Source organism: Qipengyuania sp. S6317L1 (assembly GCF_023015615.1).
GTDB lineage: Bacteria > Pseudomonadota > Alphaproteobacteria > Sphingomonadales > Sphingomonadaceae > Erythrobacter.
The window spans coordinates 103,308-118,817 of the sequence record NZ_JALKAJ010000004.1; the positions used below are offsets into that span (position 1 = coordinate 103,308).

A 15,510-nucleotide genomic window follows, 5' to 3' on the forward strand; every position below is an offset into this window, starting at 1 on the left:
CCTCTTAGCGACACGCCTTTCGGCGCAGCCATGACTGGAGCTCGTCGTTCCAGTCGGTACCGCGCAACTTAGGCCGTCGAACTTGGATTTGCCGCCCTTCACGGAGATAGGCACCTAGCCCGCGCTCGGCTGCAAGGTCGCCGCCAGAATCGTGATCCACGAAGAGATGAAGGTCGCTCACGCTCTCCGGAATGGCAACCAGCCCGAAGCGTCCATTGCCCAGCGTTGCCCACGTCGGGATACCAGTGAGCGCATAGGCCGACATCGCGCTTTCAATGCCTTCGGCGAGACCGAGCCTTCCCTCGGCAGGTTCGAACAGACGTACCGCCGCCTCGCCGAGAGACCCCAGTGCGCGTTTCGGCTTCGCAAACAATGCCTGCGTATTGCCGCATTGCGACAGGAAAGTCCGGTGAACGGCAATCGGCCCCTCGTCGAGGCTGACCGCAGCGATCATCGCTGGCAGGAAGCGTGCGCGACCCTTCGGTCCAAGCGGCGTGCGCGGATGAAATTTCAGCGCATGGGACGTGGCGAGGATGCCGCGCCCTTCGAGGTAGGCCTTGGCAGGACTTCGGTGCAACGGTCGAGCATCGCGCCAGATGCGGAGTGCTGCAGCCGATGGCTGGCTGGAATAGCGCGGCTGGATCGGAAACTCGTCGGAGGAGCCTGAGAATAGCGCAGAGGTCTCGATCCCTTCTCGAGCGAGGGCAGCGAGCACGCTCGCCTGATCGCATCCGGCGAAACAATGCAGTAGGATAGCCCTCCGGCCAAGCGTAACGCCGAGCGAAGGGTTGCGGTCACCATGCGCGGGACAACGGGCCATGCCCTTGGTGCCTGACCACTTGCCGCCGCGGCTCTCGCAGAGCTTGCGAGCGGTGTCCTCTAGCGAGGGGCGGGATAGGGTTGAGTTCGAAACGGACATACTGGCTCCATCGCCGCACAATTGCCCCTGCAGACTGCCCCCTTTCCTCTTACCGGACGCGTATGGCGCTTTCCTACACCCTTATGTTCCATTTATGTTCTGCCACCTGTCCAGGCAAGACAAGAGAGAACGCAATGAGACGAAAATGGGTAACTGGCGTGTGTTGCGGGCTCGCAATTGCGATCCCCGCCATCGCTCAGGCGCAGGAGTTCCGGGTCTTTGATCATCGACTGAGCAGGGTCGAAAAGCCGGTAGACAATGAAGTTATGTACGATCCTTCTCTGGCGGTCATTGGGACCGAAGGAGGGTACCCATCGGCCGCCAACCGAAGTTTCAAGGAGACGCTCTACGAACCCCTCATCCGCCAAGCTGAAGCAAGGTATCGATTGCCGCCTCGCTTGCTCCAAGCATTGGTCTGGCAAGAATCCCGGTTTAATCCAATGGCGATCAGTCCGGCTGGTGCTGCCGGACTTGCGCAACTTATGCCTGCAACCGCACGAGAACTCGGCGTAACCAATCGGCACGACCCAGCTCAGAATATCGACGGTGGCGCGCGATATCTAAGGCAGATGCTCGACCGGTTTGGTGCGATCCATCTCGCATTGGCGGCCTACAATGCGGGACCCGGCGCGGTATCCCGTGCTGGTGGAATTCCAAGAAATCGGGAAACGCCGGGATATGTGAGGAGCGTTATCCAAAGATGGATGGCATACGGAGCACTATGAACACGAATCGGAAAAGGATCAGCGGACGGCTCGAGCATCTCCCGCGTGGGGCAGCTATCGTGACAGATGCAGGCGACCACTGGGTTCTGGAAGGCTACGAACCATCGAACGATGACTTCGGTTTCGAGGTCACCGCCGAGGGTGTCGTTGTGGGCTTTGACCGCCTTCGAGTTGAGTGGCTGGGCCAAGTCCCGGCATAGCACGCTAAATCACGCAGCTCTCAAGATCGCAACATTGCCTGTTTTTCCGCGCATCGCATCGAGGAAGTTCGCCCAATCTTGAAGCATCGCGCGACGGGGCGCCAGATACTCTGCGGCATTATAGGCCCCGCGAACTTCGTTCTCCTCGCTATGAGCCAGTTGAAGCTCGACCCAGTCTTCATGGTACTTTCGGATCCACATTGGCGGTTGGCCGACTTCGACAAGCTGTTCATTGGCCCATGTGCTCGCAAGACCTCTGAAGCCATGAACAGTCTGCCGACCGTGATAGCCCAGACGATACAAACCATAGATCATGGTGTTTTCGGATAGCGGCACTCCACGCTTCTGGCCGGGAAAGACATAGTCACTTTGAGAACATGCGATCATGTCCTTGGCGAGCGAAGCGGCTTGCATTGACAATGGTACGATATGCTCACGGTGCATCTTCATTCGATCAGGCCCGATGCGCCAAAGCGGAGAGTTTCCTTCTAGATCCTCGAACTCGTGCTTCTTGGCAAAACGAAGTTCCTTCGTTCTGACCCATGTCAGAAGCGCGAAGGTGAGCGCTGCGCGAGTAATCTCGGAGCGTCGCTCCCCTTCTTCATTGTATTGATCCAGCTTGTTTATGAGCTCTGGCAACAGAGCGAGCGGCAGTTTGGCCATATGCTTTACGCGAGGTCGCGGCTTCAGAGCGCCGCGAAGATGAGCCGTGGGGTCCGCATCGCAAAGCCCACTCGCGATGGCGAACTGGAAAACTTGGCCAATGCTCTGCTTCGCACGCCGACTGATATCCAGAGCCCCCCGTTCTTCAATATTGCGGATCACGCCTAAAACTTCAGGGGGGGTGATCTCGTGCATCATCCTTTCGCCCAATACCGGAAACACGTCCCGTTCCATCCGAGACCAGACACGCTTCGCATGAGCTGGATCAAGGCTGCTCTTTCGATTCTTGTGCCACATCTCAGCAACAGCCTTGAAGGTTTTCTCTGGCTCGAAATCTCGACCAGGCTTGTGGACCATCGGATCCTTGCCTTCGGCCAAGGCAGCCCTTGCAAGCGTCTTCAACTCACGCGCAGCCGCTATTCCGACGTCAGGATAAGCACCAAAGGAAAGCAGCTTCTCCTTTCCGCGATAGCGGTATTTCATGCGCCAGAGCTTCGAACCGTTCGCTTTTACGAGGAGGAATAGCCCTTCACCGTCGGCAAGCTTGTAGGGTCGTTCTGCCGCCTTCGCATTCTTGATCTGAATCTCACTCAAAGCCATTGGGGGTATCGCTCCTTTTCGGTACCCCCCGAAAGTACCCCCAAAATACCCCCACTCCAAATCCGGCTTCAAGCGCATGCAAGCGAACGCAAGCGGACGCGAATCAGCGACATGGTTTTGATTTCATTGTTTTTTTCGGATTTATACGGAAGAATGCGAACCCATGCGGATTCGAGAATGGTAGCGGAGGAGGGACTTGAACCCCCGACACGCGGATTATGATTCCGCTGCTCTAACCACCTGAGCTACTCCGCCCCAAGGGCAACTGACAATGAAAACGCATCATCAGATTCGCGAGGCTTAATGCCTCAAGCGAGGGCGCGCTTTAGGGCGCTGCTGAGGGCTGGTCAACCTAGTTTTGCGCTTCTTCGATCGCCTCGTTCATTCGCACCACTTTGACAGCCAATGAACGGTTGAATGCGTTGTCCACCGCGCGGCCAATTTCGGGCAGGCTCTGCGACAATTGCGCAAGCGCATCCCGGTCAATTCTGGCATAGCGTAGAGGGTGCACCACCGTCACCGTCGCGGTTGCCCCGTCGCCTGAAATGTGGCTGATCTCCCCGACAAATTCACCGTGTCCACACTCGCTGACCAACTGGCCATCGCGCTTGATCGAAACACGGCCCGTGGCGATGTAGATCAGGGGTGGGTCGATCTGATGCTGCTCCATCAAGACCTCGCCCAGCTTGCCATCGCGCCATTGCATGAGGTCGCGCAGACGGTTTTGCTTGGACGGGTCCTCAATCTGCATCACATGATCGAACAATTCGCGCTCTTCGCTGGTCATGGAGCCCGATCTGGCGCGATGCCAAAGCTGGTACAGTCTGGCCGCATTCACCACTGTGAACAGAGCCGCAAGTGCAAGCTCAAGCCCGATATTGCCCGCAAAGGCGAAATACAAAACGGCGAAAACCCCGCCGACAAGCAGCAGCAGACGCATCAGTCGCACTTGATGCGGCGCCATTGCTGCCAAAAGGGCGATCCCTGCTATCCACCCAGAAGCCGTGCTTAAATCGGACATGTTTCCCCTTGCACCTAACCCCGATCAAGGTGTCTCCTTGATAGCCCCTTATACTAGCTCTTCTTTCCCGCGAAAGGCACTAGTCTTGATCTTCTCCCATGGACCATCCTTGTAAAGGTGCAAATCGAGGGCCGGAAAGGCAAAGTTTCGCGGTTCGATTGTGGGAATGAGCTCAGCCTGAAGCGCGCGGGCTTCGCTTTTGGTCACCTTGTTCTGGATGGTGATGTGTGGGCGCGGCTCATGAAGGTCCTGCGCGGTCAGGCTGCCGTGAAAATGCTCTGCGATCAGCGCGCGAAGCGCAAGGAGAGGTTCGCTTTGAAGCGCGATGGCCGTTCCTTTGCCAAGATCCATAACGCCAGTGACCAGGGCCTTCGGGGGCGCAAATTCGCGCGTCACTTGCGGTAGAAAGTCCTTGAGCTCCTCGAACAGTGATGGCGCAAAGGAGTGAAACATGGTCACATGGGCATGAAGATGGTTGCGCTCCGGCGGGTAATGCTCACGGCGAAGCCGGTCTGCCCAACCTTGTATGTCGGGCGGGAGGACGGCAGTAACAATGAACGGACGCGACATTACGATTTGCGCGCCGAGGACCGTTGGACAGCATGACGGCGGCGGACCTTATTCACTCCCGGCGCGCCATTAGGCAAAGGGAACTCTCCTGGCGCGGGCCATTACTCCATTTCCCCGCGCTCGCGGCGCAGTTGGAACCAGCGTCCAACCGCCTCATTATGCGCATCGAGTGTCTCGTTGAACTCATGACCGCCAGTGCCATCGGCGACCATGAAAAGGTAATCGTGGTCCTCCGGGTTAAGCACAGCGGCGATGCTCTCGCGCCCCGGATTGGTGATCGGCCCATCGGGAAGGCCCAGCATTGTGTAGGTATTGTAGCCATTGACCGCCGCAATTTCGGATTGACGAATGCGGCGCCCCAGAGGCTTGCCCTTGGTGATCGGATAGATAATCGTCGGATCGGCTTGCAGCATCATGCCTGTGCGAAGACGATTGGAATACAGCCCCGCGACAGTCCTGCGCTCGCTCGGAGTACCGGTTTCCTTCTCCACGATACTGGCAAGGGTCACAGCCTCGCGCATGGTAGAGACAACGGTCCTGTCACTGCGCTCTGCCCAGGCTTCGGAAACGTAAAGGTCCATCGCCTCCTGCATCTGGTCGATAAGGCTCTGGCGAGATTGTCCGCGTTCGTAGGAATAGGTGTCAGGCATGACCGAGCCTTCGAGCGGCACGTCCGCTTCGCCGGTCAGCAATTCTTCAGCCATGAGCCGCTCCCACACCAGCACACTCGGCATGCCTTCCGGTATGGTGATGAAGCGGCGGATGACGTCGCCCGACTGGAACATCGTGAGGATGTCGCCCTGGCTCATCCCGGGCTCAAGCTCAAACTCGCCCGCCTGGATCGGATCGGATGATCCGAACACGCGCGCGTACAGGAGAAAGCCGTCCGCTGACGAGATATGACCAGCTGTCTCGAGGTCGCGCGCCACCGTGGTGAGCGACGATCCGGCAGGGATCAGGAAAGGCGTTTGCGCATCGACCGTCGCTTCGCCCATCACTCTCGTGCCGAGCAGGAGAAGCCCTGCGACAAAGATCGCAAGGCCAAGCCCGACGGTCCAGCCGAGCTTTTTCATTTCCCTAGTCTACTTTCTGCATAACGAGCGAGGCATTGGTGCCGCCAAAGCCGAAGCTGTTGTTGAGCACAGCGCGCACTTCGCGCTTCTTCGCTGTGTGAGGCACAAGGTCGATGCCCTCGGTGCCCTCGTCGGGGGTATCGAGGTTCAGCGTTGGCGGCACGATCTGATCGCGCAATGCCAGAACGCAGAACACCGCTTCCACAGCGCCTGCACCGCCCAGAAGGTGGCCGATGGCGCTCTTGGTCGAACTCATCGAAGCACCCGAAAGCCCTTCGCCCAGCACGCGCTTCACCGCGGCAAGCTCGATCGTGTCGGCCATGGTCGATGTGCCATGCGCATTCACATAGTCGATGTCGCCTGCACCAAGACCCGCCTTCTTGAGTGCCATTTTCATCGCAAGCTCAGCGCCCTTGCCCTCTGGATGCGGGGCGGTCACGTGATAGGCATCGCCCGAAAGGCCATAGCCGGTGACTTCGGCGTAAATCTTTGCGCCGCGTGCTTTGGCGTGTTCGTATTCTTCGAGCACGAGCATGCCTGCGCCCTCGCCCATGACGAAACCTTCGCGGTCCTTGTCGTAGGGACGGCTAGCCTCTTTGGGACGGTCGTTGAAGCTGGTGTTGAGAGCACGTGCCTGCGCGAACCCAGCGATCCCCAGCGGGTTCACCGTGCTTTCCGCGCCGCCAGCGACCATGATATCGGCATCATCCATCGCGATCATGCGCGCCGCGTCCCCGATGGAGTGCGCGCCGGTGGAGCACGCCGTCACCACAGAGTGGTTTGGCCCCATGAAGCCGTATTTGATTTGCACCTGCCCCGTAATGAGGTTGATGAGGCGCCCGTGCACAAAGTGCGGGGAAACCCGTCCGGGTCCACGCTCGTGCAGGTTGATGCTTTCTTTCTCAATCCCGGGAAGCCCGCCGATGCCAGAACCGATAGAGCAGCCAACGCGCTCTTTTTCTTCGTCGGAAAGGTCGGTGAGACCTGCATCTTCCAGAGCTTGTCCCGCCGCATCAATGCCAAGGACGATGAACGGATCGACCTGACGCTGGATTTTGCTGTCGACGCGCTTGTCGGGGTCAAAGCCCCACGGGTGGTCCTTGCCCTTCACTTCGCAGGCGATGGTGCATTTCTGCCCCTCGGTATCGAAGCGGGTGATCGGCCCGGCGCCACTTTCGCCGGCAATGAGGTTTTTCCACGAGGTCTCCACGTCCCCGCCAAGCGGAGTGACAAGACCAAGTCCGGTTACAACAACGCGGCGCATGCAATTCTCCCACGGCCATTGATCAAATCAGATCGCGAGGCCCAACTTTGAATAATCCCAAATACACTACAGGCCCGGCAGCCCCATGATAAGGGCCCGGGCCTGTCGGTCAGATGCCCGTTTGCAACGGGCAAGCTGAAGGCGTTTGAGCCCCTAGGGCTTAACCCCAAAGAAACTCAGCTTTGTGTTTCTTCGATGAACTTGGTCGCATCGCCGACGGTTGCGATCTTTTCAGCCGCATCATCGGGGATTTCCACGCCAAACTCTTCTTCAAAAGCCATCACCAGCTCGACGATGTCGAGGCTGTCAGCGCCCAGATCATCGATGAAGCTTGCTTCTTGCGTAACTTTGTCTGCTTCGACGCCGAGATGTTCGACGACAATTTTCTGCACGCGGGTTGCAGTATCGCTCATGTTTATCCCTCTTGAACTTCGGGTTTTAAAACTTGGACCCTCGCCCTAGAGGTGGGTTCGATGGAGTGCAAGTCAAGATGCACGAAAGCGAGGGAAATCGCGAAAAGAGCTGAAGCCCCCTTCGCGGGCTTGGTTGGCCATTGAAAAGGTGTGGTCCCTTTTTGGGGATCAGGACCATTGTTGGTAACAGGGCGCCTATGAAACGTTTTTTCTCCGAATTTCAGACGCTCCACGCCCCGTTGCGCGAGCTAAACAATGGCGAATGGATGGAATTTGCCGAAAGCCCTGCGCGTGTCGCTTCCATGCTGGATGCCCTTGGTCCAGTCGAAACACCAACCGATCACGGGTTGGAATCGATCCATGCTGTTCACGATACCGATTACGTGGAATTTCTTGAAAGCGCCCATGCCGATTGGCTTGAAGCCGGTCGCGAGGGTGACGCGATTGGCTACGCCTTCCCGGCTGTTCACCGCCGTAAACTCGACCTTGCGCGAATCGATGGGAGGCTGGGCGCCTACGGGTTTGACGCAGCGACACCCATTGCAAGCGGCACGTGGAAAGCCGCCTATTGGGGCGCACAGACCGCGCTAAGCGCCTTTGATGAGGTTGCGAACGGTGACACCATGGCCTTTGCCCTGTGCCGTCCGCCCGGGCACCACTCAGGCCGCGATTACTTCGGCGGATACTGCTTTTTGAACAATGCAGCGATCGTCGCTCAGGCTGCGGCGACGCGCGGCCTTGGCCCCGTCGCAATCCTTGATGTCGATTATCACCACGGGAACGGCACACAGGACATTTTCTACGAGCGAGGCGATGTGTTCTTCGCCTCTATCCACGCCGATCCAGCGATGGATTATCCCTATTTCTGGGGCCATGCCGATGAGGTGGGGGCAGTCGAGGGAGAAGGCGCAACCTTCAACCAGCCCTTGCCGCGGGGCACCACATGGGAAGGTTATGCACCGGCCCTCGACCGCGCTCTGGACCGCATCGCCAGATTTGGCGCAAAATTCCTCGTGATAAGCTACGGCGCGGACACGTTCGAAGCAGACCCGATCTCGCACCTGAAGCTCACGACACAGGATATGGGCCGTATCGGCGAACGTATTGCGACGCTCGCATTGCCAAGCGTTACCGTGATGGAGGGCGGCTACAATATAGAGGCGCTTGGCCGGAATGTGGATGCCTTCATAAACGGCCTGACGCGCTGACCTGCGATATCACGGGCTATCGCGGCTCACCCACGGTCCAGCGGCAATATGGAACGATCGCCCGCCCCAACCCGTAGAAGGAGTGGAAGCACGGCACATGAGGTGCCTAAGCGAGACCAATACAACCCCATCAAGGAGACCCATGAACAATATTAACACAATTCAATCGCTTACACAGACAACATTTGATTCGGTCGAAGGCTATAAGGTAGCCATGCAAAAGGCCGAAAGTCCGGCACTAACAAGTGCACTGGATCGCCACCTGAATTCGCGTCAGGAAACCCTCGCAAGGTTGAATACCGCGCTTGAGCGTCAGGGCGAAAACCGGATTACCTCGAAAAGCATGAGCGCAGATGCGCACCAGATGTTCACCAGCATCAGTGACGCGTTTTCAGACGGCGACGAAGCCGCAGCCAAGCGTGTCGAGGAAGGCGAAGACTATATCGCCGGCAAGTTCAAGGATGCGCTGGAAGACAAAGAGCTCGACATGGAGTCGCGTAACCTGCTCCAAGGCGCCTATCAGGAAATTGCCCAGGGCGAACGCTTCAGCGACATGCTCGAGAAGCAATACTCATAACGCCTGAAAAACACTGGCCTGAAAACACTGGCCTGAAAAAGCTGGGACGATATCGCAAGCGGGTACTTGCGGACCGGGCGTTGAGCGTGCTCCCCGATGGGGCACAGTCACTTCGGGTTGAGCGACGCTCCGCTCCTTCTCAGAAAAACTATAAATTGCCCGATCAAACTGCCGCCCGGCCCCTGCTATTGAGGGTCCGGGCGTTTTTTTGTGCCAGCGAGGCCGCCTTGCGCGCTCCAGAAGGGCGCGCGTGGCGAGCTTTTGTCAGCCTTCCTTCTTGGGCTGCTCGACAAGGCGCAGCGCCAGTTCGCGAAGCTGCGCAGGGGTTGCCTTTGATGGCGCGCCCATCATCAGGTCTTCGCCTTTCTGGTTCATCGGGAAAGCGATAACCTCACGGATCGCTTCTTCGCCAGCGAGAAGCATCACGATGCGGTCAATGCCGGGGGCCGAACCACCGTGCGGAGGCGCGCCCAGCTTGAACGCTTCGATCATGCCGCCGAACTCCTTGTCGACAGTGGAGTTGTCATAGCCTGCAATTTCGAAGGCCTTGTACATGATCTCCGGCTTGTGGTTCCGGATTGCGCCCGAGGAAAGCTCATAGCCGTTGCACACGATGTCGTATTGCCACGCCTTGATGTCGAGCGGGTCCATCGTTTCCAAGGCTTCCATCTCGCCCTGCGGCATGGAGAACGGATTGTGCGAAAAGTCGATTTTCTTCGCTTCTTCGTCGTACTCGAACATCGGGAAGTCGACGATCCAGCAGAACTTGAAGCAGCCTTGCTCGATAAGCTCCAATTGCTCACCCACTTGGGTGCGGGCAGCGCCTGCAAGTTTGGCAGCGTCTTTCTCCTTGCCCGCAGCAAAGAAGAGGCCATCGTCCGGACCAAGGCCGAGCTCGTTGTAAAGCTCTTCCATGCGCTCTGGCCCGTGGTTCTTGGCGATTGGACCGCCGAACTCACCGCCCTTGCGGGTAACATAGCCAAGGCCAGCAAACCCTTCAGAACGCGCCCAATTGTTCATGTCGTCGAAGAACTTGCGGCTCTTGTCGGCTGTGTTTGGCGCAGGCACAACGCGCACAACGCCGCCGCCACCGACGATCTTTTCAAACAGGCCGAAACCCGACTGTTCAAAGTGGCTGGTGACGTCAGAGATGATCAGCGGGTTGCGAAGGTCAGGCTTGTCGGTGCCGTATTTCATTATCGCTTCGGCATATGGAATGCGGGGGAACTCGCCTGAAGGCGTCACGTCAAAGCCGCCTGAAAATTCCTCGAACGTGCCAGCAAGCACAGGCTCGAGAGCCTGGAACACGTCTTCCTGCGTGACGAAGCTCATTTCAAAGTCGAGCTGATAGAATTCAAGGCTGCGGTCAGCGCGCAGGTCTTCGTCGCGGAAACATGGTGCGATCTGGAAATAGCGGTCAAAGCCCGACACCATCAGCATCTGCTTGAACATCTGCGGCGCTTGCGGAAGCGCGTAGAAATTATTGGGGTGCATCCGTGATGGCACGAGGAAGTCGCGAGCGCCTTCTGGCGAGGACGCGGTCAGGATTGGCGTCTGGAATTCGGTAAAGCCTTGCTCCGTCATGCGCTTGCGAAGCGATGTGATCACCTGGCTGCGCAGCATGATGTTGCGGTGCATCGTTTCACGGCGAAGGTCGAGGAAGCGGTATTTGAGGCGAATATGCTCTGGATATTCCAATTCGTCGGCCACCGGCAAGGGCAGCTCTTCAGCAGCCGATTGCACAGTGATTGCGCGGGCGAAAACCTCGATCTCCCCGGTGGCAAGCTTGGGGTTAACCGTTTCCGCACTGCGCGCTTTCACCTCCCCATCAATCGTTACCACCGATTCAGCGCGAAGCTTGTCGAGGACCGCGAGCGCTGGCGAATCTTCGTCGGCCACGATTTGAGTGATGCCAAAGTGATCGCGCAAATCGACGAACAAAACGCCGCCAAAGTCGCGTTTGCGGTGGACCCAGCCCGACAGACGGACGGTTTCGCCGACATTTTGAGCAGAAAGCTGTGCGCAATTGTGGGAACGATAGGCGTGCATCTAAATTCTTGTCCTGTTTGTATGTATGGCGCTAAGGGCGCATCCAGATAATTCAGCGCATCATAGCAGCTGGGATATTGGCGCGCTAACAGGGCAAGGCATACACTTTGTCAAGTCGCGTGGCTCTAATGAATTTTGGCTCGACAAGGAGCCGAGGGCGGCACTCCGCTCAAAAGACGAGAAAAGACGTTATATGAAGATACACGATCTTATCACCACATCGGACGCTCTGGCGGACCTGTGTGAACGCCTCTCCCAATCAGAATTCGTCGCGGTCGACACCGAATTCATGCGGGAAAACACCTATTGGCCCGAGCTTTGCCTCGTGCAAATCGCCAACACCGAAGAAGCCGCGGCGATTGATCCGCTTGCCAATGGCATCGACCTCAAACCGCTGCTCGACCTTCTGACCGACAATGACGAAGTGCTCAAAGTCTTCCATGCCGGTGGTCAGGATGTCGAGATCATCGTCAATATGACCGGGAAAACGCCGCAGCCGGTGTTTGACACGCAAATCGCCATGATGGCGATCAGCCAGTCGGAACAGATCGGCTATGCCAACCTTGTCGACCATTGGCTGGGCATCCAGATCGACAAGGGCGCGCGCTTCACCGACTGGAGCCGTCGCCCGCTGACCGATCGCCAGATCGAATATGCGATTGGCGATGTGACCCATTTGTCGAAGATCTTTCCCAAGATTCTGAAAAAGCTTATCAAAACGGATCGCGGAAATTGGCTTGATGCCGAAATGGAGAAGCTTGCCGACGCTTCGAACTACATCACCGATCCCAGCCAATCGTGGAAGAAAATCCGCCAACCGGGCCGCAATCCGCAGATTCTCGGGCGGCTCAAGGACCTGGCAGCGTGGCGCGAGGGCGAGGCGCAGCACAAAGATATTCCGCGCGGGCGCATCATGCGCGATGAAACCCTTGCTGACATCGCATCGCATCCTCCCAAGAAGCAGCAGGACCTCGCCAAGGTGCGCGGGCTTTCCGGGGCATGGCGCGACAATGATATCGGCAAGCGTTTGATGAAGGTAATCGCAGATGCAGAGCCTTTGCCCATGTCAGAAATGCCAGAGAAGATGAAGCGTGGCGCTCCGCTTGGCAAAGAAGGCGCACTGGTTGCTGACCTTTTGAAATTGCTCCTGAAAATTCGTGCACGCGAAATTGATGTGGCCGCCCGCCTGCTCACCCGCGCCGACGAAATGGAAGCGCTCGCAGCCGGTGTGCGCGACCTCAAGGTGCTTCAAGGCTGGCGCTATGACATCTTTGGCAAGGACGCGCTCGAACTGGTCGAAGGACGGCTGGCGTTCGCGGTCAAGAGCGGCAAGCTGGTCATGACCCATATCGACGACATGCAGGCGAGCATGGAGGAAGCACAAGAGGTGGATGAGGCGGCTTCATGAGCACCTACCTTCCCACCATCAAGCAGCTGCAATATCTCGTCGCACTGCATGAGCATGGTCACTTTGGCCGCGCGGCAGATGCAAGCTTCGTGTCGCAATCGACCCTTTCTGCAGGCATTCGCGAACTTGAATCGCTCCTGGGCGTTACGCTGGTAGAGCGTTCGCGCCGGGTGGTGCGGTTTACCTCCCTGGGTGAGCAGGTGGTGGAGAAAGCGGGCAAACTTCTGCGCCAGGCCGAGGAACTCTCCGACCTCGTTCAGGCGGCAGGCAAACCGCTTTCAGGGCAGCTGCGCATGGCGGTGATCCCGACAATCGCGCCGTTCATGATCCCGCGCATCCTGCCGCGCCTTAGAAAAGAGCGCCCTGATCTTCGGCTTATGTTGCGCGAAGAAGTGAGCCAGGATGCGATTGAATCGCTCCAGCATGGCCGCGTCGATTGTGTTCTGCTCGCCCTGCCGTTTGACACGGGCGAGGTCGAGACAGCGAAAATCTCCGATGATCGCCTGTTCGTTGCCTTTCCCAAGGACGATCCGCGTATGCCACCTGAAAGCGTGGACCCGGACCTGCTCGATTATGGCAGCCTGCTCCTGCTCGAAGACGGGCATTGCCTTCGCGATCATGCGCTCGCTGCGTGCAACCGCTCAGAGCTTCGCGCGAGCGCAGGGATGATCGGCACGAGCCTGCACACGCTGGTTCAGATGGTGGATAATGATCTGGGGCTGACGCTGCTGCCGGAAATGGCTCTGGACGCAGGGATCTTGTCGGGCACCGATGTTGTCGCGCGGCCCATGGAAAGCGGAACGGCGAAGCGGGAAATTGCGCTTGTCTGGCGCAAGAACTCTCCGCGAGAGGCCGATTTCAAGCTGCTCGCCGAAGAACTTAAGGCTGGTTAGCCGCGCCCGCGATAGGGCGCGACGCCTTGATCGGGAAGCCAAAGCCCTTCTGGCGGGGTTCCTGTCTGCCAGAACACATCAATCGGGATGCCGCCGCGCGGATACCAATATCCGCCAATGCGCAGCCATTTGGGCTTCATCTCTTCGGCCAGCCGCTGTCCGATACCGACGGTCACATCCTCGTGAAAACCGTTGTGATTGCGAAAAGAGCCAAGGAACAGCTTGAGGCTTTTGGATTCAACGATCGTTTCGCCCGGGGCATAGTCGATGACGAGATGCGCAAAGTCGGGCTGATCTGTCACTGGACACAATGACGTAAATTCAGGTGATACGAACCGGATGCAATAGAGCGTGTCCTTGCGCGGATTGGGCACGTAATCGAGCACCGCCTCATCGGGCGATTGCGGCAGGCTGGTCTGCTTTCCCAGAAATGCGGGGGCTTGTCGGTCGTTTTCGCGTTCCATGCCGCGCCCTTGCCGCGATTGGCCCTGCGTTGCAAGCGTCAAGCTGAAGCTTGCGATTTTCGAACCAATGTTACAATTGAGTCGGGTCTTGCCGTGTTTAGACGCTCAAGATCAGCAAGTTTTAAGGCGGCGAAGCGGGGGTTTTTAGGTGACGCGCAGCCAATTTATACAAATTGGTTCGTCCTTTCCCGGCAGGGGCGGCTTCGACGCAGCCGTGCCAGTCATATTGCGTATCGCCCTTGCGTTTTTTCTTGCCCTGCTCGCTTGGACATACGCTTCACCTGCCTATTCTCAGCAAGAGCGATCCGATCCGGCCACTTCATCCGCCGGTGCCGAAGAAGCAAGGCCGGGTTTTGAAGCGCTTCTAGAGGAAACCGAGAACCTTCCGGAGCGGTCTGAAGATGGCTGGTATAATCTGGAAGACTCTGAAACCGGAGCCGATCGGGGCCCTGCGCCGAACACCGAGGTTGAGGCCACGCCTGCCCGGTCTGAATGGGCGATCCTTGAAAGGCTGCAAGATCAAAGAGGCGCAGTGATCGCGCTGTTGGTGCTTCTCACGCTGCTGATCGCCCTCGTCCTTTGGCGATTGCTTCGCAAAAGGCGCGCGGAACGCGAAATCTTCGAGCAGACCACCCCGGTTCTCACCACCGCTGTCCGCGCATCAATGGGCGATGGCGCAGAGCCTCATGCTGATCCTATATCGGATGAGGGGCTGCTCGCAGACGATGACGATGATCACAACGATCACGACGATCACGAGGATGACCGCGAAGCCGAGATAGAGCTCTCCGAACACACTGAGCCTGAACCTGAACCTGAGCCTGAGTCTGAGCCCGAGCCTGAGCCCGAGCCTGAGCCTGAGCCTGAGCCTGAGCCTGAGCCTAAGCCTGAGCAAGCAACCTCACTGGCGGCTGCGTCAAGTCAAGCCATCGCAGCAAGCACAGAAACCAGACATAGCCCTGTCAGGAGGCCGCTCAATGTCGACCTGTCTCTCGACATCATCGGTGCCTCACGCAGCGTTATGCAATTGATGGTCGAATTCAGCCTCGAAATCTTCAACCGATCAGATACGCCAATCCTTGGTCTGAACATTGCAGCTGAACTCGCCTGCGTCAGTCAGGGAGCCGCCGCCCCCGCGCCGGTCGACAAGACCCAGCCTGTCGGAACGATTGACCGCATCGCATCCAAGCAAAGCCGCAGGATCAAGGGCTATCTCGAACTTGGTACAAACGAATTGAGCGCAATCATCCATAGCGCCGCTCCCGAAGGTGAGCGTCACGTTTACATCCCGCTTGTTCATTTCCGTATCGCAGAACACAATCAGCCCGCGATCAAGCGCACTTTCGTTCTCGGCGTGCCAAGCGCATCGAGTATCACCCGCGTCCACCCGCTACCTCTTGATGCACCGCCCGGGCGCCTGCCGCTGCTTCGCGCGCAATTGATCAAGCAGCCCGATTGAAGAG

The 15,510-nt window shown here is 58.0% G+C and carries 16 protein-coding genes and 1 tRNA gene; 7 read left to right on the forward strand and 10 right to left on the reverse strand.

Going from position 1 to position 15,510, the window contains the following annotated elements:
* Nucleotides 1-4: 4 nt before the first annotated feature.
* Nucleotides 5-919: a toprim domain-containing protein gene (locus MWU38_RS09735; protein ID WP_152434301.1), complete on the reverse strand. Its 915-nt coding sequence runs from the start codon at nucleotides 917-919 to the stop codon at nucleotides 5-7.
* 134 nt (nucleotides 920-1,053) lie between these two features.
* Here MWU38_RS09735 and MWU38_RS09740 point away from each other — a divergent pair, with 134 nt between their 5' ends.
* Both MWU38_RS09740 and MWU38_RS09745 read left to right on the forward strand, forming a co-directional pair.
* A complete protein-coding gene (locus MWU38_RS09740) occupies nucleotides 1,054-1,644 on the forward strand; it encodes a lytic transglycosylase domain-containing protein (protein ID WP_083776325.1) in 591 nt (196 codons plus the stop codon).
* Nucleotides 1,641-1,844: a DUF5818 domain-containing protein gene (locus MWU38_RS09745; protein ID WP_007163740.1), complete on the forward strand. Its 204-nt coding sequence runs from the start codon at nucleotides 1,641-1,643 to the stop codon at nucleotides 1,842-1,844. The genes MWU38_RS09740 and MWU38_RS09745 overlap by 4 nt, the downstream gene beginning before the upstream one ends.
* A 9-nt stretch (nucleotides 1,845-1,853) precedes the next feature.
* Here the strand turns inward: MWU38_RS09745 and MWU38_RS09750 are convergent, their stop codons facing one another.
* From MWU38_RS09750 to MWU38_RS09780, 7 genes are all read right to left on the reverse strand, one after another.
* Nucleotides 1,854-3,107 carry an integrase arm-type DNA-binding domain-containing protein gene (locus MWU38_RS09750; RefSeq protein WP_007163739.1) on the reverse strand — a complete coding sequence of 418 codons (1,254 nt, stop codon included), beginning with the start codon at nucleotides 3,105-3,107 and terminating at the stop codon, nucleotides 1,854-1,856.
* 178 nt (nucleotides 3,108-3,285) lie between these two features.
* A tRNA-Met gene (locus MWU38_RS09755) sits at nucleotides 3,286-3,362 on the reverse strand.
* A 97-nt stretch (nucleotides 3,363-3,459) separates the two neighbouring features.
* Nucleotides 3,460-4,128 (reverse strand): cyclic nucleotide-binding domain-containing protein, encoded by a 669-nt coding sequence (locus MWU38_RS09760; protein ID WP_247271623.1) that lies wholly within the window; start codon nucleotides 4,126-4,128, stop codon nucleotides 3,460-3,462.
* 48 nt (nucleotides 4,129-4,176) lie between these two features.
* Nucleotides 4,177-4,698, reverse strand: a complete 522-nt coding sequence (locus tag MWU38_RS09765; RefSeq protein WP_247271624.1) for a 2'-5' RNA ligase family protein — start codon at nucleotides 4,696-4,698, stop codon at nucleotides 4,177-4,179.
* Between the two features lie 101 nt (nucleotides 4,699-4,799).
* On the reverse strand, nucleotides 4,800-5,771 hold the full coding sequence (mltG, locus tag MWU38_RS09770) for an endolytic transglycosylase MltG (RefSeq protein ID WP_247271625.1): 972 nt from the start codon (nucleotides 5,769-5,771) through the stop codon (nucleotides 4,800-4,802).
* 4 nt (nucleotides 5,772-5,775) lie between these two features.
* Complete coding sequence (gene fabF, locus MWU38_RS09775; RefSeq protein ID WP_247271626.1) at nucleotides 5,776-7,035, reverse strand: beta-ketoacyl-ACP synthase II; 1,260 nt, start codon at nucleotides 7,033-7,035, stop codon at nucleotides 5,776-5,778.
* A gap of 176 nt (nucleotides 7,036-7,211) precedes the next feature.
* Nucleotides 7,212-7,448 (reverse strand): acyl carrier protein, encoded by a 237-nt coding sequence (locus MWU38_RS09780; RefSeq protein WP_247271627.1) that lies wholly within the window; start codon nucleotides 7,446-7,448, stop codon nucleotides 7,212-7,214.
* Nucleotides 7,449-7,645: 197 nt separating this feature from the next.
* On the opposite strand from MWU38_RS09780, the gene MWU38_RS09785 reads away from it, so the two are divergent.
* Together MWU38_RS09785 and MWU38_RS09790 are read left to right on the forward strand one after the other, a co-directional pair.
* Nucleotides 7,646-8,656 carry a histone deacetylase family protein gene (locus MWU38_RS09785; protein ID WP_247271628.1) on the forward strand — a complete coding sequence of 337 codons (1,011 nt, stop codon included), beginning with the start codon at nucleotides 7,646-7,648 and terminating at the stop codon, nucleotides 8,654-8,656.
* Between the two features lie 142 nt (nucleotides 8,657-8,798).
* Complete coding sequence (locus MWU38_RS09790) at nucleotides 8,799-9,233, forward strand: PA2169 family four-helix-bundle protein (RefSeq protein WP_247271629.1); 435 nt, start codon at nucleotides 8,799-8,801, stop codon at nucleotides 9,231-9,233.
* 264 nt (nucleotides 9,234-9,497) lie between these two features.
* Here the strand turns inward: MWU38_RS09790 and aspS are convergent, their stop codons facing one another.
* Nucleotides 9,498-11,282, reverse strand: coding sequence for an aspartate--tRNA ligase (aspS, locus tag MWU38_RS09795; RefSeq protein ID WP_247271630.1), 1,785 nt, complete (start codon nucleotides 11,280-11,282; stop codon nucleotides 9,498-9,500).
* A 193-nt stretch (nucleotides 11,283-11,475) separates the two neighbouring features.
* Here aspS and rnd point away from each other — a divergent pair, with 193 nt between their 5' ends.
* Entirely contained in the window at nucleotides 11,476-12,690 is a 1,215-nt protein-coding gene (gene rnd, locus MWU38_RS09800) for a ribonuclease D (RefSeq protein WP_247271631.1), read from the forward strand.
* Nucleotides 12,687-13,583, forward strand: a complete 897-nt coding sequence (locus tag MWU38_RS09805) for a hydrogen peroxide-inducible genes activator (RefSeq protein ID WP_247271632.1) — start codon at nucleotides 12,687-12,689, stop codon at nucleotides 13,581-13,583. Before rnd ends, MWU38_RS09805 begins: the two co-directional genes overlap by 4 nt.
* Here MWU38_RS09805 and queF read toward each other — a convergent pair.
* A complete protein-coding gene (queF, locus tag MWU38_RS09810) occupies nucleotides 13,580-14,047 on the reverse strand; it encodes a preQ(1) synthase (protein WP_247271633.1) in 468 nt (155 codons plus the stop codon). The two genes, MWU38_RS09805 and queF, sit on opposite strands and share 4 nt — an antisense overlap.
* Before the next feature lie 148 nt (nucleotides 14,048-14,195).
* On the opposite strand from queF, the gene MWU38_RS09815 reads away from it, so the two are divergent.
* The gene (locus MWU38_RS09815; RefSeq protein ID WP_247271634.1) at nucleotides 14,196-15,506 is read left to right on the forward strand and encodes a hypothetical protein; all 1,311 of its coding nucleotides are present in this window, start codon (nucleotides 14,196-14,198) and stop codon (nucleotides 15,504-15,506) included.
* Nucleotides 15,507-15,510 lie beyond the last annotated feature (4 nt).

What these genes read in the sequence shown, in the direction of transcription:
- MWU38_RS09805 (WP_247271632.1), top strand. Translation starts at nt 12,687, where the DNA reads ATGAGCACCTACCTTCCCACCATCAAGCAGCTGCAATATCTCGTCGCA.
- MWU38_RS09760 (WP_247271623.1), bottom strand. Translation starts at nt 4,128, where the DNA reads ATGTCCGATTTAAGCACGGCTTCTGGGTGGATAGCAGGGATCGCCCTT.
- fabF (WP_247271626.1), bottom strand. Translation starts at nt 7,035, where the DNA reads ATGCGCCGCGTTGTTGTAACCGGACTTGGTCTTGTCACTCCGCTTGGC.
- MWU38_RS09780 (WP_247271627.1), bottom strand. Translation starts at nt 7,448, where the DNA reads ATGAGCGATACTGCAACCCGCGTGCAGAAAATTGTCGTCGAACATCTC.
- MWU38_RS09790 (WP_247271629.1), top strand. Translation starts at nt 8,799, where the DNA reads ATGAACAATATTAACACAATTCAATCGCTTACACAGACAACATTTGAT.
- MWU38_RS09745 (WP_007163740.1), top strand. Translation starts at nt 1,641, where the DNA reads ATGAACACGAATCGGAAAAGGATCAGCGGACGGCTCGAGCATCTCCCG.
- MWU38_RS09740 (WP_083776325.1), top strand. Translation starts at nt 1,054, where the DNA reads ATGAGACGAAAATGGGTAACTGGCGTGTGTTGCGGGCTCGCAATTGCG.
- MWU38_RS09765 (WP_247271624.1), bottom strand. Translation starts at nt 4,698, where the DNA reads ATGTCGCGTCCGTTCATTGTTACTGCCGTCCTCCCGCCCGACATACAA.
- MWU38_RS09735 (WP_152434301.1), bottom strand. Translation starts at nt 919, where the DNA reads ATGTCCGTTTCGAACTCAACCCTATCCCGCCCCTCGCTAGAGGACACC.
- mltG (WP_247271625.1), bottom strand. Translation starts at nt 5,771, where the DNA reads ATGAAAAAGCTCGGCTGGACCGTCGGGCTTGGCCTTGCGATCTTTGTC.
- MWU38_RS09750 (WP_007163739.1), bottom strand. Translation starts at nt 3,107, where the DNA reads ATGGCTTTGAGTGAGATTCAGATCAAGAATGCGAAGGCGGCAGAACGA.
- aspS (WP_247271630.1), bottom strand. Translation starts at nt 11,282, where the DNA reads ATGCACGCCTATCGTTCCCACAATTGCGCACAGCTTTCTGCTCAAAAT.
- MWU38_RS09785 (WP_247271628.1), top strand. Translation starts at nt 7,646, where the DNA reads ATGAAACGTTTTTTCTCCGAATTTCAGACGCTCCACGCCCCGTTGCGC.
- queF (WP_247271633.1), bottom strand. Translation starts at nt 14,047, where the DNA reads ATGGAACGCGAAAACGACCGACAAGCCCCCGCATTTCTGGGAAAGCAG.
- rnd (WP_247271631.1), top strand. Translation starts at nt 11,476, where the DNA reads ATGAAGATACACGATCTTATCACCACATCGGACGCTCTGGCGGACCTG.